This window comes from Sphingomonas pseudosanguinis (genome assembly GCF_052056765.1).
In the GTDB taxonomy this organism is placed as follows: Bacteria; Pseudomonadota; Alphaproteobacteria; order Sphingomonadales; family Sphingomonadaceae; genus Sphingomonas; species Sphingomonas pseudosanguinis.
The window spans coordinates 1,862,443-1,877,520 of the sequence record NZ_CP189888.1; the positions used below are offsets into that span (position 1 = coordinate 1,862,443).

Sequence of the window (15,078 nt, forward strand, 5' to 3'; positions counted from 1 at the left end):
GGCCGATCATGTCAGCGCAGCGACCCAGTCCGCCACCTGATAGGCGGCAAATGGTGGGAACAGCGCGGCGCCATCTTCGTCCTGTTCGGCCTGCACGTCGCTCCTGACCGACAGATAGGGCAGTGCTCGGCGGGCCAGAATGTCGACCAGCCGCTCGCGATCCTCGGTGCGAAAGGGACCGATGATGACCGCGCCCCGCAGATCCTCCGTCAACAGGACCCGGATCGCCTGCGACAGGTCGTCCATGGGGCCGATCACCCAACTATCCCCTTGTTTCAGCACGCTCGCGACATAATCGACGGCGAAATTGATCTGGGCCGCCAGCAGGAGGACCGGCTTGGCCATGCCGCCCCCATCTCCGTGGGTCATGCGGCGCTGCGTCCCCCCGCCAGGGCGGCCAAACCCGTTATCTCGGCTTCCTCAAGCATCGGCTTCAACCGGCGATAGGTCGCCAGCGCCTGCCCGACGACCTGGTCCATATTGTAATAGCGATAGGTTGCCAGCCGCCCGACGAAACTGACATGCGGTTCGGCCAGGGCCAGCGCCTCATAGCGTTTGTACAGCGCCTGATTCTCGTCGCGCGGGATCGGGTAATAGGGGTCGCCCGTCGCGCTGGGATATTCATAGGTCACGCTGGTCTGCGGCGCGATCTGGCCGGTCAGATGCTTGTATTCGGTAATGCGCGTATGGGGGACGGCCTCGTCGGGATAGTTGACGACGGCGACGGGCTGATGCCGTTCCTCGTTCAGCGTCCGATGCTCGAAACGCAGCGAGCGATAGGGCAAGCGGCCGTGCCGATAGCCGAAATATTCGTCGATCGGCCCGGTGAAGACCAGATGGTCGTGCGGATAGGCATCACGGACATCGGCATAATCGACCCCCAGCAGCAGATCGATATTGGGATGGCTGAGCATCGCCTCGAACATGCGGGTGAAACCTTGCGCGGGCATCGCCTGATGGCGATCGCCGAAATAGCGGTCGTCGGTGCAGGTCCGGGTCGGCACCCTCGCGGCGACCGACTTGTCGAGTTCCGACGGGTCCATGCCCCATTGCTTGCGGGTATAACCCTGGAAGAACGTCTCGTAGAGTTCGCGCCCGACCTTTGAGATGACCACATCCGCCGATGTGCGAATCGGGTCGACCGGCTCGGCGCGCGACGCCAAAAACGCCTCGACCTCCGCATCGCTCGACAGGTCCAGACCATATAGCGCGTTCAGCGTCGTGCGATTGATCGGCATCGGCACCAGCGTGCCGTCGACATCGGCCAGCACACGATGCTCATAGGGCCGCCAATCGGTGAAGCGCGACAGATACTCGAACACGTCGTCCGAATTGGTGTGGAAGATATGCGGGCCATAGCGATGGACCAGGATGCCCGCCGCATCGTGATGGTCATAGGCATTGCCCGCAAGATGCGGCCGCCGGTCGACGACCAGCACACGCTTGCCCCCATCGGCCGCCAGCCGCTCCGCCATCACGGCCCCTGCAAACCCCGCGCCGACGACCATCACGTCATAGCGCTCATGCCGCGGCGGCCAGGTGACGGGGGACACGATGGGCTCGTGCCGGTTGCGACCCGCGATCTCCGCCTCGATCAGCGCGGTCATCTCCAGCGCCGTGCTGCTCCAAGATCCGCGTGAAAGCTGCGCATCCGCCGCGTCGCGCCAGTCGTTTCCGGCGGCGCGCAAGGCCATCGCCGCTTCACACGCGGCCACGAAGGCGGCGGGCGTGTCGGCGATGGTCACGCCCGCCAGGGCACCATAATGGCGAACGACATCAGTGATAGGCGTCGAGACGACCGGACAGCCCGCCGCCAGATATTCGGGGGTCTTGGTCGGGCTGATGAACCGCGTCGCCTCGTTGATCGCAAAGGGCATCAGCGCGACATCCCAGCCCGCCATATAGTCCGGCAGCGCCGGGTAAGGCCGCCCGCCAAGATAATGGATGTTGGCCCGACGCGGCAGATCGGCCTCGTCGATCTTCACAACGGGGCCGATGATGACCAGCGACCATTCGGGATGGGCGTCGGCCAGGGTTGCCAGCAGTTCCAGGTCCATCCGCTCGTCGACGACCCCCGCGAAACCGAGCCGTGGGTACGGCAACGGCGCCTGATCCGCCGGTTCCTCGCTCCCCGAACGTGCGCGGCCGAAATGCGCGGCGTCGATGCTGGACGGAAAGACGTGGACATTGGAATGGCGGCTACGTTTCGCCTCGTACAGACTGGTCCCGCCGGTGAAGACCAGATCGGCCCGCTCGATCAGCCGCTGCTCCCGCTCCAGCAACTCGGGAGGCGCGCCCTTGAAGGCGGACAGTTCGTCCATACAGTCATAGACGATGCAAGCCGCCGGGACATGGTCCGAAAAGGGCAGCATCATCGGCGTGTAATACCAGCGAAGGACCGGGCCGGTCACCGCCTCCAACACGGTGTCGAGCAAGGTCGCCAGCGCCTCCTCCTCCCGCCCGCGCAAGGCGTCGTCGAGTTGCGGGGTCAGGACGACCACACCGCTGTCGGGGCAGGTCCGGCTATGCAGTTCGGACGGTCCGGGGCGATATTCCGGTTCCTCCCAGAACAACACATCCTGCGTCGCGGCAAAGCGGGTCATCAGATGCTGTGGCCGTTGAAAGACGAAGGCCCAGCGAAGGTGACTAAAGCAGATCAGCGTCGATCGCGGACGGCGGTGGTAAAGACCATGGGAGCTATGGGCGGCACTCGACAGCTGGGCGGTCACGGAAGCTCCTCTTCTATCTCTGTTACAGAACAGAAACATCCCGCCGCTTCGCCAAGTTCCTGATAACTTATTGATTATAGATGCAAATCAGTCAGTTTCCCGGAACGTCGCCGACCCCGATCCGTTGGGGCCGGGGGAGACGCTCATGGACAGCCTGGAACTTTGGGGTGGTGTGGAATGCACCGTCAATCGCACCGCCACAGGCTATAGCGATCAGGTCCGCTTGAGCGGACATCACGATCGGATCGCCGATCTCGACCTGTTTGCCGGATTGGGTCTGAGCGCGATCCGCTACCCCGTCTTGTGGGAACGTGTGATGCGGGAGGGACGGATAGCGGATTGGTCATGGACCGACGAACGGCTTGGGCGACTGCGTAAGCTGGGTATCCGTCCAATCGCCGGGCTAGTCCATCATGGCAGCGGGCCGACCCATACCCATCTGCTCGACGATGAATTCGCCGCCGGGCTGGGCGACTATGCGCAACAGGTCGCCGAGCGCTATCCGTGGATCGAGGACTGGACTCCGGTCAATGAACCTGTGACCACGGCGCGCTTCTCCGCGCTCTACGGCCATTGGTATCCCCATGCTCGGGACGAAGGGGCCTTCTGGCTGGCGCTGCTCAACCAGATCGACGGCACAAGAGCCGCGATGCGGGCCATCCGCCGGATCAATCCGGCGGCGAGGCTGATCCAGACCGATGATCTCGGTCGCACCTATGCGACCCTCATCCTGGGTGAGCAGGCAGCGTTCGATAACCTACGGCGCTGGGCCGGATGGGACCTGTTGTTCGGACGTATAACCTCGGACCACCCACTTTGGGCGCGGATCGGGAGCTTCGGGTTTTCCGACCGGCTGCGTCGCATCGCCGACGATCCCTGCCCGCCCGACATGGTCGGGGTGAACCATTATCTGACCAGCGACCGCTTTCTCGACCATCGGTTGCAACGCTATCCGCCGCGCAGCCATGGCGGCAATGCACGCCGCGCCTATGCCGATGTCGAGGCGATACGCGTCCTCGATCCGCCACCCCCCGGTCTGGTCGGAGCCCTCCGCGAAGCCTGGGACCGTTACGGCACACCCATCGCGGTGACGGAGGTGCATAATGGCTGCACCCGCGAGGAGCAGTTGCGCTGGGCAGCCGAGGCGTGGGACGGCTGCGTGACGCTTCGTCAGGCAGGGGTCGACATCAGGGCCGTCACGGCTTGGTCGCTGCTGGGTTCGTTAGGATGGGACACCCTGCTGACCCGCCCCGGCACCTATGAACCGGGGGTATTCGACATATCCCATGGCGTGCCCCGGCCGACCGCGCTGGCATCCTTATGGAAGGGCTTGCCGACCGGCACCGAACGCCATCCGGTCGTTCATGCCCCGGGCTGGTGGCGGCGTCAGGAGCGGCTTGTCTATCCCGCGATCCCCTATCCGATCAAAACACCACCATTGCGCGACGCGCGCTCGGATCCGGTTCTGCTGATCTGGAGTAGTAACAGCGCTCTGGGCCAAGCGTGGTCGGAACTGTGCCGGAATCGAGGAATCGCCCATCATGTAGCCGCATGCGAAACGCGGGATGGAAACCGTCCGCCCGATATGGCCGCCATGCTGGATTCTATCGGGCCATGGGCTCTGGCTCATCTCGATGCCGAAAATGTCGCCGATGCGATCGGGGTGGCGCGTGTCTGTCAGGACAGACGGGTCGCGAGCCTCCACCTCATCGCCGGGCGCGCCTGTCTCGCCCCGAATGACATGTCCCCACCCGTGCAGGAGGGCGCTCGGTCGCCGATACCCCCCGGCGCCTTGCTCATTCCTTGGGGACGAGAAGGCGGATTTGCAGACCGCCGATCCGATCCTGCCGTTATGAATGCTGCGCTGGACCTGCTGATCGATGGTCAGGATGGTTTGCATGAGCCCGCCCGATCATTGGTAGGGAGCAGCAGCACCATAGATGGTTTCGGAGCGACCACCCTCCAGTTTGACGACGCCATGACTGCGCACGGGCGACAGGCAGCCATTACTGCGGCCGTCGGCGATGCTGCTCAAACTTGAAAAACGGCCGTTCTCAGCCGACCCCTTCAAATTCTATAACCGCTCTCAAGCGTGCCAACTTTCCGCCAGTCTGCGACCCCAGCGCATCGCCAAGCTACCAGGGAGCGGCCGATCGTACTCTTGGGGCTGTAGTGCGAGCAACGAAGAAAACGACCGCTTTTGGTATCAGCTGGCGGCAAGCTATCAGCCATTTTCAAGGCACTTTGCTACCGTCCGGCTACAGATGAACGAACGTCCGCTTCCTCACGATCCTCGCCCGAAAGCGGCCAATCCGCTTCCCACCAGCGGCAGGCGTTCGAGCCCCCTGCCCTCACTGCTGAACGAACGGCAGCTTACCCCGGTGTGTCGTCCGAAAGCGGACCGGCTGCAATCCACCAAGTTTCGACGTGCCGGTTCGCGATCAAAGATTTGGACGCGGCGCAGACGGTCGTCCATTCGGCATGTTTCGTTCACTGGCCTTGATCAGGGCGAATGGCAGCTACTGTCGGGACCAGACGTTTGCCGGAGTGAGGGCGAACGACCGGGATTGGTCGACACCTGCCGCGGTCGCAATACCCAATTACTGTCACGCGGAGGAGACTCTCAAACCTCCGGCTTCCTCTGACCGCTCTCACGCAGCCTACGATCGTCGCGTACAACGGCGTCGCCCGGAAGGTGCCTTTACGGCTCGCTTCGGCTGAACCGGGACTTCGAGTTCAGCTGCCACCCCCGCCTTCTCCGCTAACTGGATGATCTCACGCTCCCACTTGAGGAACCAGGCTGCCTTTTCCTCTTCGAGCTCATATCCATCGTAAATCCGTTCCATTCCAACCTTCAGGTGGTTCAGCATCGCTTCGGCCGTCTCGAAGTCGACCTTCAGCCGCTTGGTGTTGCTCCGCGCCGTTCGTCGAAAATCGTGCGGGCAAAAGCGATCAACGGGCCTGTCGGCGATCTTCTCCATTCGGGCCAGCACGCGATCCCTAGCCTTGTACCAGCCGGTGGTCCGCGGCCCTTCCACCCTTTCGGCGGGAAAAACCCACTTGTGATTACTCGCGAATAGCCGCCGCCCCCACGGCCCCAGGGCGATGGCATGCGCTGTGGAGTTCTTGGATCGGGCGGCGGGGATCGTCCACACGCCGTTCTCGATCTCGGAGCTACGAGCCTTGACCAGTTCGTTGATCCTTGTTGCGGTCAGGAGCGACAGGATCAGGCCACGCCGGAAATCGCGTTTCTCCAGCGCGACGGCTTGCAGGAACCAGCGGATCTCATTGAGGTTGAGTTTACGCGTCCGCCGTGTTTCAACGAACTTCAAATCTCCCAGTCGCCGCGACGGGTCTTTTTCCAAGCCGACCACCAGTCCGCGCAAGCCCGCCGCCCAGCCGAAGAACACCTTCAGTTCGGCGGCCAGCCGGTTCGCCCGGACCTTGGCGGTTTCGCCCTTCTTCGAGACCAATTTAATCAGGTCTTTCTCGGTCACTTCGTAGATGATCTTCGCACCCAATATGGGTGCGATATCGCGATCATAAATCTCCTGCTTGTCCTTGAGCGTGCGCGGCTTGTTCAGGCGCTTGGCCCGCGAGGCGCGCCCTTCCCGCGCGGCCGTCATATAGAGGGCGTGCGCTCGGGCGACGGTCATCTCCGCCCGTGCCGCCGCCTCGCGGAGCGCCTCGCGCGGGTCGACTCCGGTTTCGACGTCATTATTGAGTTGCCGCGCCCATTCGCGGGCGTCACCGATCCGGTATGCAGGATAGCTGCCCAGCGTCATCTTCACCGTCACATCCTGATCCGGAAGGCGACGGCGATACTTCCAGGTCTTCTTACCGCGGGCACCGACCTCGATGACGGGGCCGGGCGTCTGCGGATCGGTGAGCGAGCCGGACTTCAGATTGTCCAGGCTGGCCGGGGTGAAAGGCTGTCTCGATGCCACGTTTCGAATCCCTCACGGGCTGCGAAGCGACACAAAAACGCGGGCACAAATTGGGCACAATACGCGTCCGCATGAGGCCATTTCAGGCTGCATTCGTCTACATCCGAATTTTGTAGGACCGCGCTCAAGGTATTCACTTCACAGCCGAATCGAGTGATTCTGCTGGCTGGGGCGGCAGGATTCGAACCTGAGGCTCCCGCACGCGCCTTTTGCTTCATAGGGATAGCACAAGTCCTTGATTTCCCGGCATGCGTGCTACAGCAGAGTGCTACAGCCAGTGCTACAGAGGTCGCTCCGCGTGCTTGATCGCTATCTCACCAAACGTCCACGTTCCGGCTATTGGCAGCTTCGGGTGCCGGTGCCGAGAGACGTCCAAGCAGCCTACGGTCGCAAGGAGGTCACGGTATCACTCCGCGAGCGCGATCGGGAGCGAGCCGCTATGAAGGCCCTGCCGATACTCTTGGACCTGACGGGCGAGTGGGAGCGGTTAAGGCGGGGCTCACCGCCTGCGGCTGACGAACCGTCTGACGCCAACTTGCTCAAGCTGGCCAAAGAGGTTTTCGAACAGGCGCGCGAGCTCTCGCAAACGAAGCGAAAGGAGCGTTTCGCATCAGACCCCGACACCTATGCGGACTACTTGGAACGGCAGGAGCAGGCCCAGATCGGGCTGGTCCGCGCCCTTCAAGCCAACGACCTGCAACCGTGGCTGGCACCAGCCGAGCGCATCCTCGTGAACCGTGGCATCGCGGTTGATCAGAATAGCGACTGGTTCAAGCGCTTCGTGGCCATGATGGCGGAGGTGACTGTCGCTGCGGTCCAGGTCAGCAACCGGCAGGACCGGGGTGACCTAACCGCAGAGCCAGCGAGCGCGGTCCTGAGGCAAGCCACAGAAGCTTCGGAAGCCGCGGCGGCCACCGCGACCGACATCAGGTTCTCCCAACTCACAGAGGCATTTCTCCGCCAGTGGAAGGCGAGCAAGCCCGGCGGCAAGATCACGAACACCGAGCAGCAGAAGCGGGCCACGTTCCGCTTGTTCGAAGGCTTCTGGAATGATGCGCCGATCAGGGGCGTCAACCATACTCATGCGGCGGCATTTCGCGACGCCGTCAAGCTACTTCACCCAGATTGGGCCCGCTCCCCCGCTGCGCGCGGTCTCTCTTGGAGCCAACTGATCACGCGCTTCGGCAATCAGGAACGCGGCCTCTCAGATGCCACCATGAACCGGCACATGGCTACGCTACAGGAACTCTGGCGCTGGGCCAGCAAACGAGGCCACTGCGCGGGGGACAATCCGTTCGACGGCTTCCACACGAAGCTTCGGAGGGGGGTCAACGTGAACTCATACGTTGCATGGGAGCCCAGCGAGATTCGTCAGCTGCTAACGCCGCCTCCCCAGCGACAGGACATGCTGGAGGTGATCATCGTGGGGCTCTTCACCGGGATGAGACTCGATGAGATTGCTGCACTGACTTGGGGGCAGGTCCGCAGCGAGACGATCAACGGCGTCGTGATCAACTACTTTCAGGTAGTGGATGCGAAGACCCCAGCTGGCATCCGCCAAGTGCCGGTGCACCCAGCGCTAGGGTGGCTGCTGGCCCGAGACAGGTCCGACCATTCTGCCCGCATTTGGCCCGGCTTCAATGAGGAAGGGGTGGGGAAAAAGCCGGGAGCCGACGCGAGCAGAGAGTTCTCGAGCTTCAAACTAGGTCGCGGCTTCACTTCGCGGACCAAGACGTTTCACTCCTTCCGAAAGAATGTCACCCGCATCATGGAACGGGCTCGCGTCCCTGAGAATGAGTGGGCGCAGGTCTTCGGGCATGAACGCGGGTTCACTTACGGCGTCTACAACCCGGATGGGATCGACCTGGTGCGCAAGGCCGAAATCATCGGCCTGATTGACTATCCGGGGCTGGCTATCCCGCACCCCGAGGCGAAGGGCTCACAGGAGCTGGAAATCGCCGCCTAGGTTCGCCGGCGCTCGGTCGACGTCAATCGGGATAACCGGCAAGCATGCTGGCACTCGGAACGCCTTGGAGGAATGTGGGCTTGACCTTCTTCCGAGCCGTCTTCGTTGGATCATAAAACTCGACGTCCGCCGCATAGATGTCTGCGAAGAACTCGTGTCCAGTGAGGAAATCCGTCTGCTGAGCCGCTGGCCACCAGCCCTTCTTCGTAGCTTCATAGGCGACTAACCAGAGCTCCGATCGCAGCCCGTCGACAGAGGCCGCGCGCTGCCACGCAGCAACGTCTAATTGCCCTTGGACGCGTCCGCGCTGCAATAGATCGAGCACCAGCATCGCCACGACTGAACTACGGAGGGAGGTCACCTTGGCAAGGGTGGCAGCCGGAAGCGTTAGGCTGATCTCCCGCGCCCAGAAGAGAAGCCACGCAACCTCGTCAGTGTGCCCAGCATCGGCCTTCAGGGGGAGTTGCTGGAGAATGTATGCCTCGATCTCACCCTTGGGCATGCCCACGGTCGCTTGGGTTGCGGCAAGGTGCTCTGCCACGAAGCTGAGGCAGCTTGGGGACCGCCGAGCGGAGTAGAGTAGCCAACGAACCAAATGGGCAGTATTCGTCGTGTGCACGTCAAAGCTCGCCGCCCGCTTTGCGGCGAACAAGAGAACATTCTCCCGCGGGTTGGCATCAGCCAAGTGGAAGGCTTGTTCGAAGAACGAGTCTAAGTCCTCACGCTGGCGCTCAGGCTTTGCGCCTAGATTGAAGGTCCTCACGTAATGGATCCACTCGGGCGCGTGTGGACATCCGAATCCGAGAGTGACGGTCTTTTCGGCGTTTAGCTCCAACTCGTATTCATAGAGGGCCACGGAGAGGCCGGACAACACCGCGGAAGGTGTTTCTGTGTCCCTCAGCCCGATTAGCATATCATCGACATAGCGCACTGCCCTCTCATTGAGGTCGGGTATATGCCCTCGCGCTATCGTCTCGACCTCTACGGCAACCAATTCAGATAATATGCGCGATGTGTCAGGTCCGATGGGAATGCCGATGGTCTGACCCTCCTGACCCGCTCCCACTGCCTTATCCAGCAGGTTGGCGAAGGACTTTTTGAACGCGGCGTCGTGGTGGTGTCCCTTGACGTGCTCTTTCCCGAGGATGGCCCATGGGATGGCGTGCGTGTAGATCGAGGGATAGAACCTAGCTACATCGGTCTTCACATAGCGGCCGTATGAGCCGAGTATCTCCGCTCTGCGCCGAGCCACGCCGTCGAAATTGACGCCGGTGACTGCCCGCCCCGGCCCCTTCAGCACGATCTGCGGATCAAACTCCGTGATCGTGGAGCGCTCAAGCCTCCTACGGATGGCGTCCCAGTTGGTGGCAATCAGGTCCGCCACATGCAGCTGATTGACTGGATTAACGATAGAGAGCCTACGGCGTGCATGTCCATACCGGGGCACACTATAGGTTTCTGGCCGGCTCCAGAATTTTCTAATATTCTTGCCGTCCCACTTAGCGGCCAATTTGGCGACATGGACTGCATAGTCGGCTGTGGTAAATGGCGGCGGAAGCTCACCCGGGAAATAACCATGCGCCATTAGGCGCCGAAGGCGGGCTTCTGTGGGAGAAGGGGATGCAGACGCGCTCTTCTTCTTCGTGGCCATAGAATGGCGATACAGGCACTCTGGTCCAAACGCCACCTCTCTGCGGCCGTAATCTTGGCGCTCGCAACCGGCGGTGTGCGCATCGACATTGGGCATCCCTAGTCGGTCTCGCACGTTAACCTATGCAGAGGAGATGAACCAATGGATGTGAAGGTGACGGTAACTGGTCCCGCCGGCCAGCGCGTTGAGCACGTCGTGGGGGTGCGACAGGCCGGAGACCTGGCGGAATTGATCAGCCAAGCGCTTGATATGTATCGGGGGCTCTACCCTGACGCTCCTCCGTTCGAGAAGACGGTCAAGATCGAGCACGGCTAACGGTGGCCATGCGCGGGAGCGTCTCGTCAGAATTTCTAGAGAGAGGAGGCCAATCAATGCCATTCAAAAAGGGCGACACCAGTTCGACGGCGAAAAAGCACGCGGAACTCATGCGAGACATCAAGGAGAAGAAGAAAGAAATGCGTGAAAATCAGAGTGGCGGGGACAGCGCATGAGGATAAGGAAGGAGCGACCAAGCTCCCCCTGTGGATGGCAGAGCGCCAATTTGACCTAGGGATCGGCACCACCCGGATCATGAATACAGGCGCGATCTAGGACTTCTTCTTGACAGAAGAGGTGGAAGACATCCGCGACCGCAACCGCCGTGCGGCGCGATTCTCAGCCTTGGCAAAGCGGGGCGGGGTGTTACGTCAGTAGCAACGTCGGTTGCGAGTAACGGAACACCACACCATGCGAAAGTTTGTAGCGTATTATCGCGTGAGCACCCGCAAGCAGGGCCGGAGCGGTCTGGGGCTTGAGGCCCAGAAGTCGGCTGTGGACGCCTTCCTAAGCGCTAGCGATTGCCAACTGGTCGGCGAGTTCATCGAGATAGAGTCAGGGAAGATCGATGCTCGACCTCAGCTGTCGGCGGCTCTCGCGCAGTGTGAGCTTACAGGTGCTACTCTCGTGGTAGCGAAGCTGGATCGGCTCAGCCGAAATGTCGCCTTTCTTGCGGCCCTGCAAGACAGTGGGGCTCGCTTCCTCGCGGCAGACATGCCTGAGGCGAACGAACTAACGATTCACATCATGGCCGCGGTCGCGCAGGCCGAGCGTAAGGCAATCTCAAAGCGAACGACTGAGGCTCTCGCGGCTGCTGACGTGACCCCAGTCTTTCACCCAGCTGCGACCAGAGACCGACCGGTGTTGTTGCGCATGAGCGCAGTTGAAGCAACGGGCGGGGTTAACCCCGCCCGTTGCTGTTCGAGCTCGGCAGCGAACGCAGCCGGGGTAGCGTAGCCCAGCGACGAGTGCGGCCGCTCGGTGTTGTAGTCGTCGACCCAGCGCGCCAGGATCGAGCGGGCTTGGCCGATGGTGAAGAACAGCGTCTCGTTGAGCAACTCGTCGCGCATGCGACCATTGAAGCTCTCGGCAAACCCGTTCTGGGTCGGCTTGCCCGGCGCAATGTAATGCCACTCGATGTCCATGTTGCCGGACCAGGCAAGCACCGCGTTCGAGGTGAGTTCGGTCCCGTTGTCGCTGACGATCATCGTCGGTTTGCCGCGTTCGGCGACCAGATCGGTCAACTCGCGCACGACCCGCCGGCCCGAAATCGACGTGTCCACCACCGCCCGGAGGCACTCGCGTGTGACGTCGTCGACGATGTTGAGCACGCGGAACCGTCGGCCAGTGACGAGCTGGTCGTGCACGAAGTCCAGGCTCCAGCGCTGGTTGGGAAGCGCCAGCACCGGCGCGGGCGCCCGTGTGCCAACCGCGCGTCTTCGTCCCTTCCGGCGCCTGACCGTCAGCCCTTCCTCGCGGTAGAGTCGCTGGGTCTTCTTGCGGTTGATCGTGATGCCGTCCCGGCGCAGCAGGATGTGCAGCCGTCGATAGCCGAACCGCCGACGCTGCTGCGCCAGCTCACGCAAACGCGACCGCAGGTCGCCATCATCTGCCCGGCACGAGCGATACCGCATGCTCGTGCGATCCGCTCCGACAACTGCGCATGCCCGCCGCTCGCTCATCCCCAACGTCGCCTGGAGATGGGCGACCGCTTGTCGCTTCGCGGCGGGCGTCACCACTTTTTTGACAGCAGGTCTTTCAACCCCGCGTTGTCCAGCATCGTGTCCGCAAGAAGCCGTTTGAGCCGGGCATTCTCCTCTTCCAGCGACCGCAGGCGCTTTGCGTCGGACACCTCCAGGCCGCCGAACTTCGCCTTCCACGCATAGTACGTCGCGCTCGACATCCCGTGCTTGCGGCACAGCTCCGTCACCACCGCACCCGCCTCGGCCTCCTTCAGGATGCCGATGATCTGCTCTTCCGAAAACTGCTTCCGCTTCATTCCGTCCGTCCCTTCAAGGGCCGGTCTCTACTTCCAGATGGATGAAGAAACGGGGGTCACGTCACTGCGAGAGCGAGGGGCGTTACGCTAGGCGGCGCGAGGGGCAATCTTGAGGACTTGAAGAAGGGACCGCAGGCGAGCGCTGAGAAGCGGTCGCGAGCTGCTCTGGAGCGCGCTGCCAAGGTCATGGTGCAGATCGAGGCAATTCGCGGCGAAGGCATTCAGTCGCTGCGGCAGATAGCCGAGGCCCTAAACCGCCGTGGCATAACAACGAGCCGCGGAGGCCGATGGAGCGCCGCCCAGGTCAAGGTCGTTATTGATCGGTCCTCTATGGCCGCTTGAAACGACATGTAAGTCGCTGGACGATCCGCCGATAGCCGACTATCCACTCCACCCTCTTGATAGGGGGTTCAATGGCGGCTCAACCAGAAGTTCTGCGGGAAATCGGCGGCAAGTTCACCAACGAGGATGAACTTACAAAAATCGGCTTAACAGCGGACATCCTCAGTCGTGCTGTGCTTAACACATACCGACTGCTCGACCGCATCGACGCCACCCTCATAGACGCAGGGGCGGAACCGTTGAGCGCCACGGTGGAACTTGCAAACCTCTCCTCGATGTTGGGCAACATCTTCGCCGCATCCGTCGTTACGGCAGCCGACGGTATCTTCTCTCGCAACGGCCCCCACAAGTTCCCTGACCTCCTGACGAACCAGCCGAGCATTACCCCCAACATTGAGATCAAGGTGGCACTGGAGGACAACAAGCCTAAGGGGCATCTAGTTAAGGCAGGTCACTACATAACGTGCCGCTACGTTCTGTGCGATGACCATGGAACGCCTCTCTGGAAGGGGAAGCACAAACAGCGCGGCGTGACACCGCACATCTGGGAGATTCGATGTGGGGAACTCGAGGACAGTCATTTCAATTCATCGAATACCGATGGCGACTCCGGCAAGACCGCCGTGGTGAACGCCGAAGGCATGAAAGCACTGTCGATCGTTTACGTCGATCTTGAGCGCGCACCCCTCGGCCAACGCGGAGCGCGCTACAAGGAACTCGTAAGGCTCTGCTCCTAGTCGCTGGCGAGTATTGCCTCCGCAATGGCCTGCCCAAGCAGGGGCGGGACCGCATTGCCGATCTGTTTGACGATCTGAGATCGGGTGCCCTCGAACGTGAAACGGTCGGGGAAACCTTGAAGGCGCGCACCCTCGCGGGGAGTGAGCGCGCGATGCTGCGTGGGGTGAATGCAACGGTTCGACGCCGGATGAACGAAATTGACGGTGATCGTGGTGGAGGGCTCGCCGGCATCAAGACGGCTGTAGCAGGACGAGAAGCCACTCGTGACCATTCCCGGCGGAAGCGCGTTAATATTTGCCCCGGCGTGCTTGATGATCTCCAGCATTTTCGCTGAATGCCGAGTTGCATCATGGAGAGTAAGCGTTTTCGACCCGGCTCTCATTCGACGCTGGTAGTCGGTGGTCGGTTCTAAGGTGTAAGTTTCGCACCCCTCACCTGAGGCGACTGGCGGCAGATCGCCGATGGCATCCATGACCGACACGGCAATAGGCAACTCCGAGCGGAAGAGATCGCGCTCGGTGCCCTCGAGGAGCATGCCGTCCGGCGCCATACTCCTCCCCTCGAAGCTATGCGTCGGCACCGGCCACTTGAATCGCTTCCCGCTGCGGTTGCCTACGATGATCAGTCGCTCGCGCTTCTGAGGTAATCCGAAGCTGGCTCCATTGAGCACCTTTGCGTCCGTCGTGTAGCCGACCTCCTCGAACGCTTCACAGATCGCCCGCCATGCTCGGCCGTTCGCATAGGTCAGCAACCCAACGACGTTCTCGAACACGAGCCACTCAGGTTGCAGCGCGGCCACGATGCGCACGAACTCCTCAGCGAGATTGTTGCGAGGGTCATTCCAGTCGACGTTTCGGAACGGCCGAAGGGATGAGAAACCCTGACAGGGAGGGCCGCCCACAATCACGAAGGGACGGGGATTCTCGTCATCTAGGGTGGCGGTTGAGATCGACCGAATGTCCTGCCCGTAAGCGTTGGCTGCGTCGTGATTGGTGCAGAACGTGCTGAGCCTGTCTCCGAGAAGATCGATGCCCGCTACAACTTCGAACTCGCCGGTCTGCTCGAAACCGAAAGAGAACCCGCCGACGCCACAGAATAAGTCCATGACTGGTCGCTTCGATACGGACGGCGCACGACGGCGCGGGATCTCCGCTTTGCCCTCTGGACGAGCGGTCACATAGCCCTCGCCGCAGAGTGGCTCCTGCGGCTTCTTCAGGTCGAGAAGGTGATGGGCGTTGAGTTCAGTGAGGTGGGCGAGCTTTTCGAGCACCTGGTCGGTGCACTCGGCCAGCCCGCGCTCTAACAGCATCATCTGCCGCAGCGGTATGCCGAGAGCTTCTGCCAAATCACGCTGCTTAAGTCCGAGTGAGGAACGAAGAGTGCGCACGTCG

General features: G+C 61.8%; 11 protein-coding genes and 1 pseudogene. 6 read left to right on the plus strand and 6 right to left on the minus strand.

Annotation, left to right across the window (positions count from 1 at the left end; all coding sequences use genetic code 11):
* Window positions 1-6: 6 nt before the first annotated feature.
* A complete protein-coding gene (locus ACQHGV_RS08405; protein ID WP_440977849.1) occupies window positions 7-345 on the minus strand; it encodes a hypothetical protein in 339 nt (112 codons plus the stop codon).
* Between the two features lie 20 nt (window positions 346-365).
* Window positions 366-2,603: a UDP-galactopyranose mutase gene (glf, locus tag ACQHGV_RS08410; protein WP_440977850.1), complete on the minus strand. Its 2,238-nt coding sequence runs from the start codon at window positions 2,601-2,603 to the stop codon at window positions 366-368.
* 271 nt (window positions 2,604-2,874) lie between these two features.
* Between glf and ACQHGV_RS08415 the strand changes: the two genes are divergently transcribed.
* Window positions 2,875-4,770 carry a family 1 glycosylhydrolase gene (locus ACQHGV_RS08415; protein WP_440977851.1) on the plus strand — a complete coding sequence of 632 codons (1,896 nt, stop codon included), beginning with the start codon at window positions 2,875-2,877 and terminating at the stop codon, window positions 4,768-4,770.
* Window positions 4,771-5,389: 619 nt separating this feature from the next.
* Here the strand turns inward: ACQHGV_RS08415 and ACQHGV_RS08420 are convergent.
* Window positions 5,390-6,676 carry a tyrosine-type recombinase/integrase gene (locus ACQHGV_RS08420; protein ID WP_440977852.1) on the minus strand — a complete coding sequence of 429 codons (1,287 nt, stop codon included), beginning with the start codon at window positions 6,674-6,676 and terminating at the stop codon, window positions 5,390-5,392.
* Between the two features lie 298 nt (window positions 6,677-6,974).
* On the opposite strand from ACQHGV_RS08420, the gene ACQHGV_RS08425 reads away from it, so the two are divergent.
* Entirely contained in the window at window positions 6,975-8,642 is a 1,668-nt protein-coding gene (locus tag ACQHGV_RS08425) for a DUF6538 domain-containing protein (RefSeq protein WP_440977853.1), read from the plus strand.
* Between the two features lie 22 nt (window positions 8,643-8,664).
* Here ACQHGV_RS08425 and ACQHGV_RS08430 read toward each other — a convergent pair whose 3' ends face one another.
* Window positions 8,665-10,026 (minus strand): RNA-directed DNA polymerase, encoded by a 1,362-nt coding sequence (locus ACQHGV_RS08430; RefSeq protein ID WP_440977854.1) that lies wholly within the window; start codon window positions 10,024-10,026, stop codon window positions 8,665-8,667.
* A 408-nt stretch (window positions 10,027-10,434) separates the two neighbouring features.
* On the opposite strand from ACQHGV_RS08430, the gene ACQHGV_RS08435 reads away from it, so the two are divergent.
* Both ACQHGV_RS08435 and ACQHGV_RS08440 read left to right on the plus strand, forming a co-directional pair.
* On the plus strand, window positions 10,435-10,608 hold the full coding sequence (locus tag ACQHGV_RS08435) for a hypothetical protein (RefSeq protein WP_440977855.1): 174 nt from the start codon (window positions 10,435-10,437) through the stop codon (window positions 10,606-10,608).
* Between the two features lie 411 nt (window positions 10,609-11,019).
* Window positions 11,020-11,412: pseudogene (locus tag ACQHGV_RS08440) on the plus strand (recombinase family protein); the annotation flags it as partial.
* Window positions 11,413-11,441: 29 nt separating this feature from the next.
* Here ACQHGV_RS08440 and ACQHGV_RS08445 read toward each other — a convergent pair.
* A protein-coding gene (locus tag ACQHGV_RS08445) for an IS3 family transposase (RefSeq protein ID WP_440977798.1) occupies window positions 11,442-12,607 on the minus strand; the annotation gives its coding sequence in 2 pieces (ribosomal slippage) (window positions 11,442-12,355 and window positions 12,355-12,607; 1,167 coding nt in all).
* Between the two features lie 186 nt (window positions 12,608-12,793).
* Between ACQHGV_RS08445 and ACQHGV_RS08450 the strand changes: the two genes are divergently transcribed.
* Together ACQHGV_RS08450 and ACQHGV_RS08455 are read left to right on the plus strand one after the other, a co-directional pair.
* Window positions 12,794-12,949 carry a recombinase family protein gene (locus ACQHGV_RS08450; RefSeq protein ID WP_440980173.1) on the plus strand — a complete coding sequence of 52 codons (156 nt, stop codon included), beginning with the start codon at window positions 12,794-12,796 and terminating at the stop codon, window positions 12,947-12,949.
* A 71-nt stretch (window positions 12,950-13,020) separates the two neighbouring features.
* Window positions 13,021-13,686 carry a hypothetical protein gene (locus ACQHGV_RS08455; protein ID WP_440977856.1) on the plus strand — a complete coding sequence of 222 codons (666 nt, stop codon included), beginning with the start codon at window positions 13,021-13,023 and terminating at the stop codon, window positions 13,684-13,686.
* Here the strand turns inward: ACQHGV_RS08455 and ACQHGV_RS08460 are convergent.
* On the minus strand, window positions 13,683-15,032 hold the full coding sequence (locus ACQHGV_RS08460) for a DNA cytosine methyltransferase (protein ID WP_440977857.1): 1,350 nt from the start codon (window positions 15,030-15,032) through the stop codon (window positions 13,683-13,685). The two genes, ACQHGV_RS08455 and ACQHGV_RS08460, sit on opposite strands and share 4 nt — an antisense overlap.
* Window positions 15,033-15,078: the final 46 nt, after the last annotated feature.

Bases quoted from the DNA above. Each gene is read 5' to 3' on its own strand.
- ACQHGV_RS08455 (WP_440977856.1), top strand. From the start codon at position 13,021: ATGGCGGCTCAACCAGAAGTTCTGCGGGAAATCGGCGGCAAGTTCACC.
- ACQHGV_RS08405 (WP_440977849.1), bottom strand. From the start codon at position 345: ATGGCCAAGCCGGTCCTCCTGCTGGCGGCCCAGATCAATTTCGCCGTC.
- ACQHGV_RS08450 (WP_440980173.1), top strand. From the start codon at position 12,794: ATGGTGCAGATCGAGGCAATTCGCGGCGAAGGCATTCAGTCGCTGCGG.
- glf (WP_440977850.1), bottom strand. From the start codon at position 2,603: ATGACCCGCTTTGCCGCGACGCAGGATGTGTTGTTCTGGGAGGAACCG.
- ACQHGV_RS08415 (WP_440977851.1), top strand. From the start codon at position 2,875: ATGGACAGCCTGGAACTTTGGGGTGGTGTGGAATGCACCGTCAATCGC.
- ACQHGV_RS08435 (WP_440977855.1), top strand. From the start codon at position 10,435: ATGGATGTGAAGGTGACGGTAACTGGTCCCGCCGGCCAGCGCGTTGAG.